Origin of the sequence: Phaeobacter italicus (assembly GCF_019801785.1) — a bacterium.
In the GTDB taxonomy this organism is placed as follows: Bacteria; Pseudomonadota; Alphaproteobacteria; order Rhodobacterales; family Rhodobacteraceae; genus Phaeobacter; species Phaeobacter italicus.
In genome coordinates this window covers 289,940-304,852 of record NZ_JAHVIJ010000004.1, presented here as the reverse complement: position 1 = coordinate 304,852, position 14,913 = coordinate 289,940, and the positions used below count along the sequence as shown (strand labels likewise).

Genomic DNA, 14,913 nt, shown 5'->3' with positions numbered 1-14,913 from the left:
CTGGCATATCCGCTTCAACAGTGAAGTCCGTGAGTGAATGCTGAAATGTGTCGAAACGGGTGGACTTAATGTAGGTTATTTGACATTTGCCGCAAGTGGACCGGGATTAAGAAACGGGGTGAAAAATGACCGAAATTCGGTCAAAAGCACTGGTTGCCTTGGGGGGGAACCTGCCTATTGGCGAACAGTCGGTGGTGCACTCTCTTATAGGTGCGATTGCGCAGTTGTGCGAATCACGCACGCGGCTTTTGGCCGTGTCGCGGTTTTATCAGACGCCTTGCTTCCCCGCGGGGGCCGGTCCTGACTATGTAAATGCCGCCATCGCGGTGGAGACGGATCTGGACCCGCGGACCCTGTTGGAACGCCTGCACGAGATCGAGGCGGATTATGCCCGTCGCCGGACCCAGCGTTGGGGGATGCGCACCCTTGATCTCGATCTGCTGGCTTATGGGAACCTGATCCACCCGGATCAAGCGACCTTTGAGCGGTGGAAGGATCTGCCGCTGGAGCAGCAGATGCGGGATGCACCGGGGCAGATGCTCCTGCCACATCCAAGGATGCAGGACCGTGGCTTTGTGCTGGTTCCACTTGCGGATATCGCCCCCGATTGGCGCCATCCGATTCTTGACCGGACCGTTCGTCAGATGCGCGATGCGCTGCCAAAAACGGATTTGTCCGAGATTTCTCCGATTTGAACCGGCAATGCGTCCTATTCGGCGCTTGTCAAGAGAAAGCTTTGGTTTTAGAAGTCTCCCTTCTGGACCCATTTTGATTTGGAGAGTCGCCCATGGCCCGTGTGACGGTTGAAGACTGCGTAGACAAGGTTCCCAACCGGTTTGAGCTGGTAATGCTCGCCGCGCACCGTGCACGCGAGATCTCGGCTGGCGCTGCGCTGACCGTTGATCGTGACAACGACAAGAACCCTGTCGTGTCCCTGCGCGAAATCGCCGAAGAAACTCAGAGCGCCGACTCCCTGCGCGAGCGCCTGATCGAGAGCAACCAGTCCCAGATCGAAGTTGACGAGCCGGAAGAAGATTCCATGGCTCTCCTGATGGGTGCTGACAACGACAAGCCGGCAGCAGACGATATGTCGGAAGAGAAACTGCTGCGCGCGCTCATGGAGGCCCAGGGCCAGGGCTGAGATAACGCTCGACATAACTGAATGAAGGCTGCGGACCGGAAATGATATCACCAGAAGACCTGATTGCTCTGGTCCGCAACTACAATCCAAAGACCAATGCGGACAGGATCGCCGATGCCTATGACTTCGGTGAACAGATGCATGAAGGCCAGTTTCGCCATTCTGGCGAACCTTACTTCACCCATCCCGTCGCTGTGGCCGCCATCCTGACAGAACAGCGCTTGGATGATGCAACCATCATCACCGCTCTTCTTCACGACACCATCGAAGACACAAAAGCGTCCTATGACGAAATCGCGTCCCGCTTTGGCGGCGAGGTGGCGATGTTGGTTGATGGTGTCACCAAGCTGACCAACCTCCAGCTAAGCAGTCGCGAAACCAAGCAGGCCGAGAACTTTCGCAAGTTGTTCATGGCCATGTCCAAAGACCTGCGGGTTATTTTGGTCAAGCTCGCTGACCGTCTCCACAATATGCGCACGATCAAGGCGATGCGTCCTGACAAACAGGCCCAAAAGGCCCGTGAGACGATGGACATATACGCGCCGCTCGCCGGTCGCATGGGCATGCAGTGGATGCGCGAAGAGCTGGAAGATCTGGCGTTCCGCGTCCTGAACCCGGAAGGCCGCCAATCAATTATCCGCCGGTTTGTGACCCTGCAACGTGAGACTGGAGATGTCATCCATCGCATCACCGGGGACATGCGGACCGAGTTGGAGAAGGCCGGCATCGAGGCCGAGGTGTTTGGCAGAGCCAAGAAACCTTATTCCATCTGGCGCAAGATGCAGGAAAAGGATCAGGGCTTCTCGCGGCTGTCCGACATCTATGGCTTCCGGATCATCACGGCCAGCGAAGAAGATTGCTACCGTGCGCTAGGTGCGATCCACCAACGTTGGCGGGCGGTGCCGGGGCGGTTCAAAGACTACATCAGCCAGCCGAAATCCAACGGTTATCGGTCCATCCACACAACCGTTTCCGGCCGCGACGGCAAACGGGTTGAGGTGCAGATCAGAACCCGCCAGATGCATGATGTTGCGGAAACCGGTGTGGCAGCCCATTGGTCCTATCGCGACGGGATCCGTTCTGAAAACCCGTTTGCGGTTGATCCGGCCAAGTGGATTGCCTCGCTGTCCGAACAGTTTGACGCAGAGGAGGATCACGACGAGTTCCTCGAAGCGGTCAAGCTGGAGATGTATTCGGACCAGGTTTTCTGCTTCACCCCCAAGGGGGACGTTATCAAGCTGCCCAAAGGCGCGACCCCGATCGACTACGCCTATGCCATCCATACCCGCATTGGCCACGCCTGTGTCGGGGCCAAGGTTGACGGGATTCGCGTGCCGCTATGGACGCGGCTGCGCAATGGTCAGTCTGTCGATATCATCATCGCAGAAGGGCAAACCCCGCAGGTGAGCTGGCTGGATATCGCAACCACCGGTAAGGCGCGGACGGCCATCCGCCGTGCCCTGCGTGAGGCGGACCGGGCGCGGTTCGTCAAGCTGGGCCACGAGTTGGCGCGCTCCGCGTTCGAGCATGTCGGCCGCAAGGCCACTGATAAGGCGCTGGAGACAGCGGCGCGTGCGTTGCGTGTGAGTTCGGTTGATGAGCTGTTGGCGCGGCTTGGGGCCGCGGTTCTGACCGCCCATGACGTCGTGCAGGCCGTATATCCAGAACTGACTGCTGATGACAGCGAAGAGGTCTCTCCGCGTCGCGCTGTGATTGGTCTGGAGCCAGGACAGAGCTTTGAACGTGCCCAGTGCTGTCAGCCGCTGCCGGGAGAGCGGATCATCGGCATCACCTATCGGGGCCGCGGTGTGGTCGTTCATACAGCGGACTGTAACGCATTGAGCGAAGTCGAAGATCAGCCCGAACGCTGGGTCGATCTGCACTGGCACAGTGGGACACACCCAGCCGTTTATGGGGTGACGCTTGAACTGACCATCGGCAATGACGCAGGTGTGCTGGGACGCATTTGCACATTGATCGGCGAGAAAAAGGCCAATATCTCGGACCTTGAATTTGTGGATCGGAAACCAGACTTTTACCGGCTCATGATCAATGTCGAGTTGCGGGATGTGGAACAGCTGCATTCGCTGATGTTGATGTTGGAAGCCGAGAGCGATGTAGCTGCCGTGGCGCGTTTCCGTGACGTGCCCGAAAGCCGCCCCAAACTAGGGTAGCCGTTCAGAGCGATTGGAAGGACGCGAACCTTTGGTATTCAGGCGCCGTGATAGACGTCCGCCGCTGCGTGCGGTTGCGGATTTCCTCTGGCCGCGTGGTGGCTGGGGGCGGGCGTTTCATTACGTCAAACATCGTGTGCGTCGCCTGCCGGATTCGCCAGAACGTATTGCGCGTGGGGTCTGGGCTGGCGTGTTTACGACCTTTACCCCGTTCTATGGGATGCACTTTGTCGTGGCCGCGATCATCGCCCGGTTGATGAACGGCAACATCCTCGCAGCGCTCAGTGGAACATTCTTTGGCAACCCGCTGACCTATGTGCCTATTGGTGTGGCCTCTTTGCAGACCGGTCACTGGATCCTGGGAACGGAATTTGATTCCGATGTCGATAAATCCCTAGTGGGCAAGTTTCTTGCCGCCGGTGAGGATCTGTTCGACAATCTGGTTGCGCTGGTTTTTGATCGCCCGGCGGATTGGCAGGGGCTGACCCTATTCTACCACGAGGTTTTCTATCCCTATCTCGTAGGGGGTGTGATTCCCGGCATCATCTGCGCCACAGTTTGCTACGTTCTGTCGGTGCCTCTGATCCGCGCCTATCAACAGCGGCGCCGCGCCAAGATCAAAGCCAAATTCGAGATCATCAAGAAACGCGCCGCGCTGGATGCGGCAAACGACACTGACGGGGCAGGCTCTGCCTGATTGGCCGATTATTCGGTGATCCGGGGTTGCTCTTGCCACCGGGGCGCCTAGTGTCTCAGCATCTAATTCTGATTGAGGGCTTGCAATCCAATGGCACAGACTTCCCTGCAGGACACCACGCTGCGGCTGGGTGTGAACATCGATCACGTAGCTACCGTGCGCAATGCACGCGGTGGCCAGACGCCCGATCCGGTGAGGGCTGCAAAACTGGCGGAAGAGGCCGGAGCTGATGGCATCACTGCCCATTTGCGAGAAGACCGCCGCCACATCACCGACACCGATATCGACGCCCTGATGGAGGCGTTGAATGTCCCGCTCAATTTTGAGATGGCGGCAACCGAGGAAATGCAGAAAATCGCCCTGCGCCACAAGCCGCACGCGGTTTGTATCGTGCCCGAAAAACGCGAAGAGCGTACCACCGAAGGCGGGCTGGAAGTGGCGCGGGACGAAAACAAGCTGGCTCATTTCATTGCGCCCCTGCGTGATGCGGGGTGCCGGGTGTCGATTTTCATCGCAGCCGATCAGCGCCAGATCGAGGCGGCTCATCGGATTGGGGCGGAGGTGATCGAACTGCACACCGGGGCCTATTGCGATGCCCATGCCGAAGGTGACTTCGCCAAGCGCGACGCAGAACTGGCGGCCCTTCGTGAGATGTCCAGCTTTGCCCATTCCCTGGGGTTGGAGGTGCATGCAGGTCACGGTCTGACCTATGAAACGGTCCAGCCGATTGCTGCCTTCCCCGAGGTGCGCGAGCTGAACATCGGTCATTTCCTGATTGGCGAGGCCATTTTCAGGGGGCTGACCCCGGCAATTGCCGAGATGCGCCGCCTGATGGACGACGCCCGCGGTTGATCAACCGCAGTCAAAACTGATCCGGGGCCGCCACGTGGGCAGGCCCCGGACTTGGATCTCATGAACGCCCGTGTCGTGTCAGTCCAGTTTGCCGGGAAGGCTTAGGTCGCCCGATGCAATGTCAAAGACATCCGTTACGCACAGCAATGGCGCGTGGATGTTGGCATTGACCTTCAGTCCAGCTGTCACCCCGTCAAAGGCCAGAGGCTCAGGCCGAAGCGGCACAGTCAGGCTGACCTCCTTACCATTCAGGACCGGCGAAAAGCCGGGGCTGTCGATATAGAGCGGAAGCCCCGGCCAGGTGGCAGGCAGCTCAGGCGTTGCGCCTTCGGGAATGTCTTTTACCGACAGCATCCCTTCTCCGCAGCCATCGTTTGGCGACAGGACCACCCAATGGCTGTGCCAGCCCGCCCCATCATTGCCCAGATCACCGTCACCGTTTTCGTCAAATAGGGGCGTGTCGTCAAAGTCGGGGTGCGCCGTGGCCACAAGTGCCAGTGTGCCGCTACCGGTTTCAAATCCCACTGCCGAGGGATCGAGCGAGAGCGGCCAGACATAGGCCTGTACGCCAGCCCCCGCCAACGCCCCGGTTTCAGCGGGGATCGTGGTCCCGGCTGTAGCACCGGTTTCCATTGAAAACGTAACCTGCGCACCGCGCCGGTGAACATGCACCATGCGGATGTCGGTGTCGGCTGGAATGCCGTCCATTGCGTCAGAGGGTAGAACGGCGTGCGCTTCGCCGTGGTTGCCATCAGCCTGCGCGATTGTGCCGACAGCTGCGGCTGCAAGGATGGCTGCAATGATTGAGGGTCTCATCTCGATCTCCTTAATTTCGACTCGATACCATATCGGTAGTATCGAGTCGAAATTATTGCAATGATGATTTTGACTCGCTATCAAGCTTGCATGACCGCTGCCCATGACATCGCCAGCCTTCTTGATCGGCTCTCGCGCCTGCATGGCACGGGTCGCCGTTCTGTTGGCCTGAACCCGGCCCAGGCCTCTGCCTTGGACTATCTGGCGCGGGCCAATCGGTTTTCCCGCACGCCCTCTGCCGTGGCTGAGTATCTGTCCGCAACGCGTGGAACGGTTTCGCAGACGCTAAAGTCGCTGGCGGCCAAGGGGCTTGCTGAAGAAGGGCCAGCCGGCACCGACCGTCGGTCGCGGCGCTATGATCTGACCGCTGAAGGTGAGGCGCTCGCCCGAACCCTTGACGCAGGAGGAGGGGTGGATCTGCCGGATCACCTGCTCGAAGACGTTCGCAACACGCTGCGTCAACTGGTCATGGGAATGATCGCGGCGCGTGGTGGGCGCAGTTTTGGTTTGTGCCGCAGTTGTCGGTTCCACCGCAACTCGGAGGCGGGCGCCCATTGTGCGCTGATGGATGTGCCTCTGCGAAACGAAGAAACAACACAGATCTGCCAAGAGCATGAGCCGGGCGATTGCACCACAAAGGAAACGTGATCATGCCATTTCGTCCGAGCCGCTTTACCCGCTGGTGCAGACCTGTTCTGGCGGCATTGCTCTGGCCGGGCGCGGTTCTTGCGCAGTCGGTTCAGCCTGCATCGGTGCCCTGCCATCAGAGCGCGGTCTCTGGGGCGCAAAACATCTGGTTTCCCGTTGAAGACGGCATCCGTCTCTACGCCAATGGGAATGTGCGGTTCATCTGGCTGGATACGGAAGAGCCTGCCTGCTGTTCCTCTCATCTGATGGTAGCGATGCCGGACCCGGACATGCCGGGACAGATCTGCACAGTATTCTCCATGCCGGGCGGTGAGGGGTTTCGCGGGATCGATCTGCAGGGGGCCGAGGCTACATACGATCCGGCGCACGGGCTTCTTGTCGGTGCAGCTGTCAATGTCTGGCAGGGTGACGGCGCCGGACTGGCGTTTTTGATGGTGTTGATCAATCAGGGGCAGGGCACGATCGAGGCCCGGCTGGTTGATCCATGAGCAGGCCGTGAACTCAGAGGCGACGCATGATCCTTGGCATTGGTACTGACCTTGCAAATATCGACCGGATCCAACGCACACTGGATCGTTTCGGTGATCGGTTTCGCAACCGGGTGTTCACCGATGTAGAGCAGGCAAAGGCCGAAAGGCGCATGGATGTGGCGGGGACATATGCCAAACGCTGGGCCGCCAAGGAGGCCTGTTCCAAGGCGTTGGGGACGGGGCTGCGCATGGGAATCGCCTGGAAGGACATGGCAGTGTCGAACCTGCGCAGCGGACAGCCCGTGATGCAGGTCACCGGATGGGCGGCTGATCGCTTGCGACAGATGACCCCGGAAGGGCACGAAGCCATCATTCACGTCACGCTAACGGACGATCACCCTTGGGCGCAGGCCTTTGTGGTGATAGAAGCGCGGCCCATTGCCATTCAGGCGTTCGCGACGCTGGGCGATGCTTGACTTACCCCGGTCCGCCCCGCATGAAGCCCCGGACCCTTGTTCACAGTTAGACCGGAGAGCCTGATGACGGCCAAAGCTACAGTCGGAAGTTCGATCCTTGAGACCGTAAAGACGATTGTCTATGCGCTGCTGATTGCGGGCATCTTCCGCACGCTGTTTTTTCAGCCCTTCTGGATTCCCTCTGGCTCTATGAAGGAAACGCTGCTGATTGGTGATTTCCTTTTCGTGAACAAGATGGCCTACGGCTATTCCTCGGCGTCCTGCCCCAGCCTGAAGTTTCCAGGTCTGGGTGTTGATATCGACAGCAGTGATATCTGCGGTTTCCTGGATGGCGACAACAGCCGCATTCTGGCAAGCGAACCTGAGCGCGGTGATGTGGTGGTCTTCCGGCATCCGGTGAACCAGAACGACTTTATCAAGCGTCTGGTGGGCATGCCGGGCGACAAGATCCAGGTCAAGAATGGTGTTCTGCACATCAACGGCGCCGCCGTTGCGCTGCAGGACGCTGGCGATTTCGAAGAGATCATGGCACCGCAAGGTCCGGCCGGGTCATACCCGCTGTGTGAAAACGCTCCTGTGGGTGAAGGTGCCGTATGTAAGAAATCCCGTCAGATCGAAACCCTGCCCGGCGGCAGCCAGCATGTTGTGCTGAACATCGGCAACCAGGGGATGGATCACACTGGCGTCTATCAGGTGCCGGATGGGCACTACTTCTTTATGGGGGACAACCGCGACAACTCCTCTGACAGCCGTTTGCCGCAATCGGCGGGTGGGGTTGGCTTTGTCCCGTTTGAAAACCTCATTGGTCGCGCAGATCGGATCATGTTCTCCTCTGCGGGCCGCTCCATGCTGTTCTTCTGGACATGGCGTGGGGATCGTTTCTTCAAGGGGATCGAGTGAAACTCTCTAGGGATATGCACGCCTTCGAGGCGCGGATTGGCTACCAGTTCACGGAGCCCGCACTTCTTGTGCGGGCTTTGACGCATGCATCGGTGTCGTCTCCGAACCGAAAGGACAACCAGCGTCTGGAATTTTTGGGTGACCGGGTGCTTGGCCTTGTGATGGCGACAGCGCTCTTGGAAACCGACAAGGATGCCAGCGAAGGCCAGCTCGCACCGCGTTTCAACGCGCTAGTGCGCAAGGAAACCTGTGCGGATGTGGCGCGTCAGATCGATGTGGGCAGCGTGCTCAAACTCGGCCGCTCGGAAACCCTCTCGGGGGGGCGCCGCAAAATGGCGCTGTTGGGTGACGCAATGGAAGCGGTGATCGCCGCAGTCTATAAAGACGGCGGTTTTGACGCCGCACAGGAATTGATCCTGCGGCTTTGGGGGGATCGCATTGGTCGTGTCGAAGCAGATGCACGCGATGCGAAAACCACGTTGCAGGAATTTGCCCAGGCGCGGGGCGAACAGCCTCCGACCTATGTTCTTGTCGAACGCAAGGGGCCGGATCACCAGCCCGAATTCACCATCTCCGTACAGTTGCAGGACGGCACCGAGGGCCGCGCAACTGCCGGATCCAAGCGGCAGGCCGAACAGGCCGCAGCAAAATCTCTCTTGGCTCGACTGGAGCAGGACAAATGACGACACGCGCAGGCTTTGTTGCCCTGATCGGAGAGCCCAACGCGGGCAAATCCACCCTTCTCAATCGTATGGTCGGAGCCAAGGTGTCCATCGTGACACACAAGGTGCAGACAACCCGTGCCCGTATTCGCGGCGTGGCAATGGAAGGCGACAGCCAGATCGTGTTTGTCGACACGCCTGGTCTTTTCCGCCCGCGCCGCCGACTGGACCGCGCGATGGTCGCGGCCGCCTGGGGGGGCGCGGCTGATGCAGATGTCGTGGTTCTCATGGTCGAAGCCCATCGTGGGATCACCGAAGGGGTAGAGCGTATCCTTGAGGGGCTGCAGGACATCGGCGAAGGCCGCCGCATCGCGCTGGCCATCAACAAGATTGACCGCGTGCAGTCTGAGGTTCTGTTGGGGCTGACCAAGGATCTCAACGAACGCTACGACTTCTCCGAGACCTTCATGATTTCGGCTGAACGCGGTCACGGTGTCGAAGCGTTGCGCCAGTGGCTCGCTCAGGAGTTGCCCGAAGGCCCGTGGCTTTATCCTGAAGACCAGATCGCGGATCTGCCAATGCGCATGATCGCTGCGGAAATGACGAGAGAAAAGCTCACGCTGCGGCTCCATCAAGAGCTGCCCTATCAGCTGACTGTTGAGACAGAGCACTGGGAAGAGCGCAAGGATGGGTCTGCCAAGATTGACCAGGTGATCTATGTGATGCGCGATGGTCACAAGGGTATTGTGCTGGGCAAACGCGGCGAAACCATCAAGGCCGTCAGCCAGGCCGCCCGTGCCGAACTGGAAGAGTTCCTTGATCGCAAGGTGCACTTGTTCCTGCAGGTCAAGGTTCGCCCGAACTGGCTGGAAGAGGCGGAGCGCTATTCTGAGATGGGCCTTGATTTCAAGGACGGGAACTGACCGGCGATGGCGCGGCTGACGGCCAGCTTTTGGGTGCAGGCCTATCTGACGCGGCTGCGCCTGTCGGATATACCTGCATTTGTGACGGCCCATGGCGATGACACAGCCGGTGCCGTTCTGGTGAAGTTGAACACGCTGGATGGCCAGGCCAAAGCGTTGCATCGGTCCTATGACCTGATGACCGGTGCGCGCAGCTGGGTCACATTGGCCGATGGCGACGAACAGACTGTCGATGCCGCGATCGGCAAACAGCGCAGCTTTGATCCTGATCTATGGGTGGTCGAGGTCGAAGACCGACAGGGACGCCACCTGCTTGATGAGCCGGGACTGGAATAGTCATGGAATGGCGCGATCAGGGAATTCTGCTCAGAATGCGCCGCCACGGAGAGGGCTCGGCCATCGTCGACATGTTCACGGCAGAACATGGTCGCCACGCCGGTGTCATTCGCGGTGGGGCCAGCCGCAAGATGGCACCCATCCTGCAACCGGGCGCGCAGTTGGATCTGCTGTGGCGTGCCCGGCTTGAGGATCACCTCGGGAGCTATCAGGCGGAATTGATGCGCAGCCGGGCGGGGGCGGCCTTGTCAGGGCGTCTCGCGCTTGCAGGGCTCAACGCGGTCACCGGTTTGTTGGCTTTTTGCCTGCCGGACCGTGAACCGCACCCTGATCTATACCTGCGCAGCGAACGATTGCTCGACTTGCTGGGGCAGGATGACATCTGGCCGCTCGCGTATCTGCAATGGGAAATGGCCTTGCTGGAAGAGCTGGGTTTTGGGTTGGACCTGTTTTGCTGCGCGGTAAGTGGCGCTCTTGATGAGCTGATCTACATCTCGCCAAAGAGCGGGCGTGCTGTGTCGCGCGCCAGTGCCGGGGAATGGGCGGACCGCCTGCTGCCCCTGCCCGCCGTCATGCGAGGAGAGGGCGAGGCTGGCACAGCCGAAATTCTGCAGGGCCTGTCGACCACCGGTTTCTTTCTCGAACACCGTCTGGCGCCATCTCTTGGGAATACCCCCCTGCCTGACGCGCGGGGCCGCTTTCTGGATGTGCTTACTCGGCAGAAGTGAACAGCATTTCACGGCCGTCTTCGTTTGACAGGATCATGATGCGGCCCTTGATTTCGACAATCTGCATGGCCTGTAGCGCGTCGAGGATCGTGATTTCTTCTGCCAAGGCAGGACAAACCCGACGCGTTGTGGCGAGCTGTTCCAGTTCGAACCAGGGATAAGGCGAGCTGAGCCGTGCAGTGAAGCGATTGCAGGGCAGGGCTCCGGACACATCATTGCCACGTCCGAAGGTGATCGTGGTCGCGTCTGATACGGCTGCGCCGTCCAGTTCCTGCAGGTGCCACTGGCTGCCAAGGCCGCCATAGGCGCGCAGGGTTTCGTCGCCGAAACATCCGCTCAACCCAAGAAAGGCGGTGATGGAAAAGATGGAAAAGGTCTTGGTTTTCATGGCGGCACGCTCTCGCACCGGGGGGCAAAGGTCAACCAAAGCCTGCATGAAAAAGGCCCGGCACACTATGTGCCAGGCCAGAGGAGGGCCCAAGGGAAGAAAGGCCGAAATGGTCAGGCAAGAAGCCGTCTTGCGATCACTTGCGCCTGGATTTCTGCAGCGCCCTCGAAAATGTTGAGGATCCGCGCATCACAGAGCACGCGGCTGATCTTGTATTCCAGTGCAAATCCGTTGCCGCCGTGGATCTGCAGACCGTTGTCCGCCGCCGCCCAAGCCACGCGCGCGCCCAGCAGCTTGGCCATGCCAGCCTCAAGATCGCAGCGGTGGCCATTGTCCTTTTCCCAGGCCGAGAAATAGGTCAGCTGGCGCGCGATCATGATTTCGACTGCCATCATCGCCAATTTGGAGGCCACGCGTGGAAAGGCGATCAGCGGCTTGCCAAACTGTTTGCGGTCCTGCGCATACTGCATCGCAATATCAAGCGCGGATTGCGCCACACCGATGGCGCGCGCAGCGGTTTGAATGCGTGCGGACTCAAAGGTCTCCATCAGCTGTTTGAAGCCCTTGCCCTCTTCACCACCAAGCAGGTTTTCACGCTTCACGTGAAACCCGTCAAAGCCCAGCTCATATTCCTTCATGCCGCGGTAGCCCAACACCTCGATCTCGCCACCGGTCATACCCTCGGTCGGGAACGGGTTCTCGTCGGTGCCCGGTGTCTTTTCCGCCAGAAACATGGACAAGCCGCGGTGATCGGTGGTTTCAGGATCGGTGCGCGCCAAAAGGGTCATCACGTGGGTGCGGGCCGCATGGGTGATCCAGGTCTTGTTACCGGTGATTTTGTAGTCTCCGTTTTCGTCCTTGACCGCGCGGGTGCGCAAAGAGCCGAGGTCAGAACCCGTGTTCGGCTCGGTGAAGACTGCCGTCGGCAGGATCTCGGCGCTGGCAATCTTGGGCAGCCAATTGGCTTTTTGCTCTTCTGTGCCGCCTGCGATGATCAGCTCGGCTGCAATTTCGGACCGGGTGCCGAGACTGCCCACACCGATATAGCCCCGCGACAGTTCTTCTGAGACGACGCACATCGAGGCCTTGGAGAGACCAAAACCGCCGTATTCTTCGGGGATGGTCAGGCCAAAGACACCCATTTCGGCCAGCTCTTCGATGATTTCCATCGGAATGAGCTCGTCTTTCAGATGCCAGTCATGGGCGTTCGGCTCGACCTTTTCGACGGCATAGCGGCGGAACTGGTCGCGGATCATTTCCAGCTCTTCGTCCAGCCCTGATGCGCCAAACATCACCGATCCGGCCTGCTCCTGCATCAGTTCCACCAGCCGCAGACGTGCGGCCTGTGTATTGCCGTTGTCGCAGAGTGTCATCACCGCAGGCACCATCAGGACGCGCTGGCTGTCCTGCGACAACCCCAGATCCTGCAGACGCAGGATCTCGCCCTGGTTCATCTGAATGCCTCCGTAGATCTGCCAGAGGTATTCACCAAAGCCGATCTGCAGCAGCAGCTGTTCCATTTCGCCAAACTTGCCGTTTGCCTGGAGGTCGCTGGCCCAACGGTGCATCTGCCGCAGGCTATAGGCATAGGTTGCCAGCCAAGCGAGCCCGTGGGCCGCTGTCTGGTGTGCCTCGACCAGTTTCCCGGAAACGCGTCCGTCTTCGCTCACTTGCGCGCGCACCTCGGTTCGGGCGGCATCGAGCAATTGGTCCACCGGCTCCAATGCGGCAGCTGTCAGCGACAGCACATCAGGTATCAGCGTCTGTTGCATTTGCGGGTCCTGTCCGTCGTGGGGCATGAATCACATCCTTTTCAGCTGGGTCAGTGGTAAATCATTTTGCAGTTGCAGCGCAACAAAAATACCCTGCGATGATATATTTGGATCAAAAGTTACGTGGTGATTTTGCGCGCGCAGCAGGGTTCATTTGTGCTAAGGCTCTGATCATGTCTGATAATTCACTTGTTGCGCTTTTCCTGCCGGCGGACCTGACCGTGCTTAACCTGCTTGTCGCCTTTGCGATTGCGGCGCTGGCCGGCACGGTGAAGGGGATGGTGGGCTTTGCGATGCCAATGATCCTGGTGTCGGGGCTCAGTCTGTTTTTGCCCCCGGATATCGCGCTGGCTGGGCTGATCCTGCCGACGCTTGTGACCAATGGGATGCAGGCGCTCCGGCAGGGGGCGCAAGCGGCCTGGCAGTCGATTTACCGCTTCCGGATCTTCTTGCTGGTTGGCCTCGCGTTCCTTCTTGTCAGCGCGCAATTGGTGCGGATTTTGCCCGCAGATGTCATGCTGATCCTGATTGGCGCACCTGTAACGCTCTTTGCTGTGCTGCAGCTGTTTGGCATTGCGATCCCCATTTCCCGTGCGACGCCAAGGGTAGAGGCCACAGTGGCCGCTGTGGCCGGGTTCATTGGTGGGTTTTCTGGTATCTGGGGGCCGCCGACCGTGGCCTATCTCACGGCTCTCGGAACGGAAAAGCGTGAACAGATGCGGGTCCAAGGGGTCATCTATGGCTTGGGGGCTGTGGCGCTAATGGTCGCACATTTGGGCTCTGGCGTGATGCGGGCGGAAACGGCTCCGTTTTCATTTGCCCTGATCCCCCCGGCGATCCTTGGCATGTGGTTTGGTGGAAAACTGCAGGACCGCATCAACCAGGCGACGTTCCGACGGGCCACACTGGTTGTCTTGCTGCTTGCTGGCGCTAACCTGTTGCGACGCGGCCTGATGATGTGAGACATCTGCCCCCAGCGCCTGCCGTCGGGTGCCACGAGCCCTGAAAGCAACCGGAGACTGCCATGCTGCAGAGGCTGACAGCCGAAACCATTGCCAGCGCGTCGATCGCCATTGCGCTGCTGGTGCTGGCACTAAAGGCGCTGGCCTGGTGGATGACCGGATCGATTGCGCTGTTTTCCGACGCGATGGAGTCACTGGTCAATATCGGTGGCGCGATCATGGCCTGGTTTGCAGTGCGGTATGCCAACCGTCCCGCTGATGCCGGACACCCCTTTGGGCACCACAAGGCCGAATATTTTTCGGCGGTTCTTGAGGGGATCATGATCATCGTTGCTGCCCTGCTTATCCTGCATGAGGCGATTGAGGCGCTGCGCGCCCCTGCACCGCTGGTCTGGAGTCCGGTTGGATTGCTGGTCAATGCGGGTGCGATGGTGGTCAACCTGCTGTGGGCGCAGGTTCTGATCGCGCGGGGCGGGGCGTTGGCGTCGCCTGCATTGTCTGCCGGAGGCCGCCACCTGATGAGCGATGTCTGGACCTCTGCCGGGGTTTTGTGCGGGCTCGGCCTTGCGCTGGCGACTGGCTGGCCTTGGCTCGATCCGCTGCTGGCGTTGCTTGTCGCGGTCAATATTCTGCGCGAGGGCTACCGTGTGGTGGCCAGTTCGGTCGGCGGGTTGATGGATCAGGCCGCACCGCCCCATGAACGTGCAGAAATTGCCGAAATCATCCACAAGACCGCGCAGGGCGCATTGCAGGTGCACGGGTTGAAGACCAGGCGGGCAGGGCAGGCCGTGTTTGTGGAATTCCACATGGTTGTGGCAGGCGACATGACAGTGCGGGCATCGCATGCGATCTGTGACCGAATAGAAGAAGCCATTCGCGCCGCGCTGCCAACGGCCGAGGTCACGATCCACGTGGAACCAGAACACAAACTGGAAGACAGCGGCATCCGACCCGGGCAGTAACGCAAA

At 59.6% G+C, this 14,913-nt stretch carries 18 protein-coding genes; 15 read left to right on the top strand and 3 right to left on the bottom strand.

All coding sequences use genetic code 11. The annotated features are described in order from the left end of the window. The first annotated feature begins 125 nt into the window (after window positions 1–125). From folK to KUV39_RS11730, 5 genes are all read left to right on the top strand, one after another. Window positions 126–695, top strand: a complete 570-nt coding sequence (folK, locus tag KUV39_RS11750) for a 2-amino-4-hydroxy-6-hydroxymethyldihydropteridine diphosphokinase (RefSeq protein ID WP_222459838.1) — start codon at window positions 126–128, stop codon at window positions 693–695. A 92-nt stretch (window positions 696–787) separates the two neighbouring features. Beyond that, window positions 788–1,141: a DNA-directed RNA polymerase subunit omega gene (rpoZ, locus tag KUV39_RS11745; protein ID WP_008558720.1), complete on the top strand. Its 354-nt coding sequence runs from the start codon at window positions 788–790 to the stop codon at window positions 1,139–1,141. 41 nt (window positions 1,142–1,182) lie between these two features. After that, on the top strand, window positions 1,183–3,315 hold the full coding sequence (locus KUV39_RS11740) for a RelA/SpoT family protein (protein WP_008559021.1): 2,133 nt from the start codon (window positions 1,183–1,185) through the stop codon (window positions 3,313–3,315). A 31-nt stretch (window positions 3,316–3,346) separates the two neighbouring features. Further along, window positions 3,347–4,012 (top strand): DUF2062 domain-containing protein, encoded by a 666-nt coding sequence (locus KUV39_RS11735; protein ID WP_209034805.1) that lies wholly within the window; start codon window positions 3,347–3,349, stop codon window positions 4,010–4,012. Window positions 4,013–4,102: 90 nt separating this feature from the next. Further along, the gene (locus tag KUV39_RS11730) at window positions 4,103–4,864 is read left to right on the top strand and encodes a pyridoxine 5'-phosphate synthase (RefSeq protein ID WP_046211559.1); all 762 of its coding nucleotides are present in this window, start codon (window positions 4,103–4,105) and stop codon (window positions 4,862–4,864) included. Window positions 4,865–4,942: 78 nt separating this feature from the next. Here KUV39_RS11730 and KUV39_RS11725 read toward each other — a convergent pair whose 3' ends face one another. Next, complete coding sequence (locus KUV39_RS11725) at window positions 4,943–5,680, bottom strand: hypothetical protein (RefSeq protein ID WP_222459837.1); 738 nt, start codon at window positions 5,678–5,680, stop codon at window positions 4,943–4,945. A gap of 90 nt (window positions 5,681–5,770) precedes the next feature. Between KUV39_RS11725 and KUV39_RS11720 the strand changes: the two genes are divergently transcribed. The 8 genes from KUV39_RS11720 (at window position 5,771) to recO (ending at window position 10,823) form a co-directional block, all read left to right on the top strand. Further along, window positions 5,771–6,328: a MarR family winged helix-turn-helix transcriptional regulator gene (locus KUV39_RS11720; RefSeq protein WP_046211557.1), complete on the top strand. Its 558-nt coding sequence runs from the start codon at window positions 5,771–5,773 to the stop codon at window positions 6,326–6,328. Window positions 6,329–6,330: 2 nt separating this feature from the next. Beyond that, window positions 6,331–6,816, top strand: a complete 486-nt coding sequence (locus KUV39_RS11715; RefSeq protein WP_222459836.1) for a hypothetical protein — start codon at window positions 6,331–6,333, stop codon at window positions 6,814–6,816. 26 nt (window positions 6,817–6,842) lie between these two features. After that, window positions 6,843–7,274, top strand: a complete 432-nt coding sequence (gene acpS, locus KUV39_RS11710) for a holo-ACP synthase (protein WP_222459835.1) — start codon at window positions 6,843–6,845, stop codon at window positions 7,272–7,274. A 63-nt stretch (window positions 7,275–7,337) separates the two neighbouring features. After that, on the top strand, window positions 7,338–8,174 hold the full coding sequence (lepB, locus tag KUV39_RS11705) for a signal peptidase I (RefSeq protein ID WP_222459834.1): 837 nt from the start codon (window positions 7,338–7,340) through the stop codon (window positions 8,172–8,174). Next, on the top strand, window positions 8,171–8,857 hold the full coding sequence (rnc, locus tag KUV39_RS11700; protein ID WP_037302647.1) for a ribonuclease III: 687 nt from the start codon (window positions 8,171–8,173) through the stop codon (window positions 8,855–8,857). Before lepB ends, rnc begins: the two co-directional genes overlap by 4 nt. After that, window positions 8,854–9,759 (top strand): GTPase Era, encoded by a 906-nt coding sequence (gene era / locus KUV39_RS11695; protein ID WP_222459833.1) that lies wholly within the window; start codon window positions 8,854–8,856, stop codon window positions 9,757–9,759. Before rnc ends, era begins: the two co-directional genes overlap by 4 nt. Before the next feature lie 6 nt (window positions 9,760–9,765). Next, a complete protein-coding gene (locus KUV39_RS11690; RefSeq protein WP_222459832.1) occupies window positions 9,766–10,095 on the top strand; it encodes a DUF1491 family protein in 330 nt (109 codons plus the stop codon). 2 nt (window positions 10,096–10,097) lie between these two features. Next, entirely contained in the window at window positions 10,098–10,823 is a 726-nt protein-coding gene (gene recO, locus KUV39_RS11685) for a DNA repair protein RecO (RefSeq protein ID WP_222459831.1), read from the top strand. On the opposite strand, the gene KUV39_RS11680 is transcribed toward recO, so the two are convergent. Next, the gene (locus KUV39_RS11680) at window positions 10,807–11,211 is read right to left on the bottom strand and encodes an META domain-containing protein (RefSeq protein WP_222459830.1); all 405 of its coding nucleotides are present in this window, start codon (window positions 11,209–11,211) and stop codon (window positions 10,807–10,809) included. The two genes, recO and KUV39_RS11680, sit on opposite strands and share 17 nt — an antisense overlap. 113 nt (window positions 11,212–11,324) lie before the next feature. Further along, entirely contained in the window at window positions 11,325–13,010 is a 1,686-nt protein-coding gene (locus KUV39_RS11675; protein WP_222459829.1) for an acyl-CoA dehydrogenase family protein, read from the bottom strand. A gap of 146 nt (window positions 13,011–13,156) precedes the next feature. On the opposite strand from KUV39_RS11675, the gene KUV39_RS11670 reads away from it, so the two are divergent. Continuing rightward, a complete protein-coding gene (locus KUV39_RS11670) occupies window positions 13,157–13,945 on the top strand; it encodes a sulfite exporter TauE/SafE family protein (protein ID WP_222459828.1) in 789 nt (262 codons plus the stop codon). A 62-nt stretch (window positions 13,946–14,007) separates the two neighbouring features. Continuing rightward, window positions 14,008–14,907: a cation diffusion facilitator family transporter gene (locus tag KUV39_RS11665; protein WP_222459827.1), complete on the top strand. Its 900-nt coding sequence runs from the start codon at window positions 14,008–14,010 to the stop codon at window positions 14,905–14,907. The last annotated feature ends 6 nt before the right edge of the window (window positions 14,908–14,913 follow it).

Excerpts from the sequence above, each read along its gene's own strand:
- folK (WP_222459838.1), top strand. The coding sequence starts at position 126 with ATGACCGAAATTCGGTCAAAAGCACTGGTTGCCTTGGGGGGGAACCTG.
- rpoZ (WP_008558720.1), top strand. The coding sequence starts at position 788 with ATGGCCCGTGTGACGGTTGAAGACTGCGTAGACAAGGTTCCCAACCGG.
- KUV39_RS11740 (WP_008559021.1), top strand. The coding sequence starts at position 1,183 with ATGATATCACCAGAAGACCTGATTGCTCTGGTCCGCAACTACAATCCA.
- KUV39_RS11730 (WP_046211559.1), top strand. The coding sequence starts at position 4,103 with ATGGCACAGACTTCCCTGCAGGACACCACGCTGCGGCTGGGTGTGAAC.
- KUV39_RS11725 (WP_222459837.1), bottom strand. The coding sequence starts at position 5,680 with ATGAGACCCTCAATCATTGCAGCCATCCTTGCAGCCGCAGCTGTCGGC.
- KUV39_RS11720 (WP_046211557.1), top strand. The coding sequence starts at position 5,771 with ATGACCGCTGCCCATGACATCGCCAGCCTTCTTGATCGGCTCTCGCGC.
- KUV39_RS11715 (WP_222459836.1), top strand. The coding sequence starts at position 6,331 with ATGCCATTTCGTCCGAGCCGCTTTACCCGCTGGTGCAGACCTGTTCTG.
- acpS (WP_222459835.1), top strand. The coding sequence starts at position 6,843 with ATGATCCTTGGCATTGGTACTGACCTTGCAAATATCGACCGGATCCAA.
- lepB (WP_222459834.1), top strand. The coding sequence starts at position 7,338 with ATGACGGCCAAAGCTACAGTCGGAAGTTCGATCCTTGAGACCGTAAAG.
- era (WP_222459833.1), top strand. The coding sequence starts at position 8,854 with ATGACGACACGCGCAGGCTTTGTTGCCCTGATCGGAGAGCCCAACGCG.
- KUV39_RS11690 (WP_222459832.1), top strand. The coding sequence starts at position 9,766 with ATGGCGCGGCTGACGGCCAGCTTTTGGGTGCAGGCCTATCTGACGCGG.
- recO (WP_222459831.1), top strand. The coding sequence starts at position 10,098 with ATGGAATGGCGCGATCAGGGAATTCTGCTCAGAATGCGCCGCCACGGA.
- KUV39_RS11680 (WP_222459830.1), bottom strand. The coding sequence starts at position 11,211 with ATGAAAACCAAGACCTTTTCCATCTTTTCCATCACCGCCTTTCTTGGG.
- KUV39_RS11675 (WP_222459829.1), bottom strand. The coding sequence starts at position 13,010 with ATGCCCCACGACGGACAGGACCCGCAAATGCAACAGACGCTGATACCT.
- KUV39_RS11670 (WP_222459828.1), top strand. The coding sequence starts at position 13,157 with ATGTCTGATAATTCACTTGTTGCGCTTTTCCTGCCGGCGGACCTGACC.
- KUV39_RS11665 (WP_222459827.1), top strand. The coding sequence starts at position 14,008 with ATGCTGCAGAGGCTGACAGCCGAAACCATTGCCAGCGCGTCGATCGCC.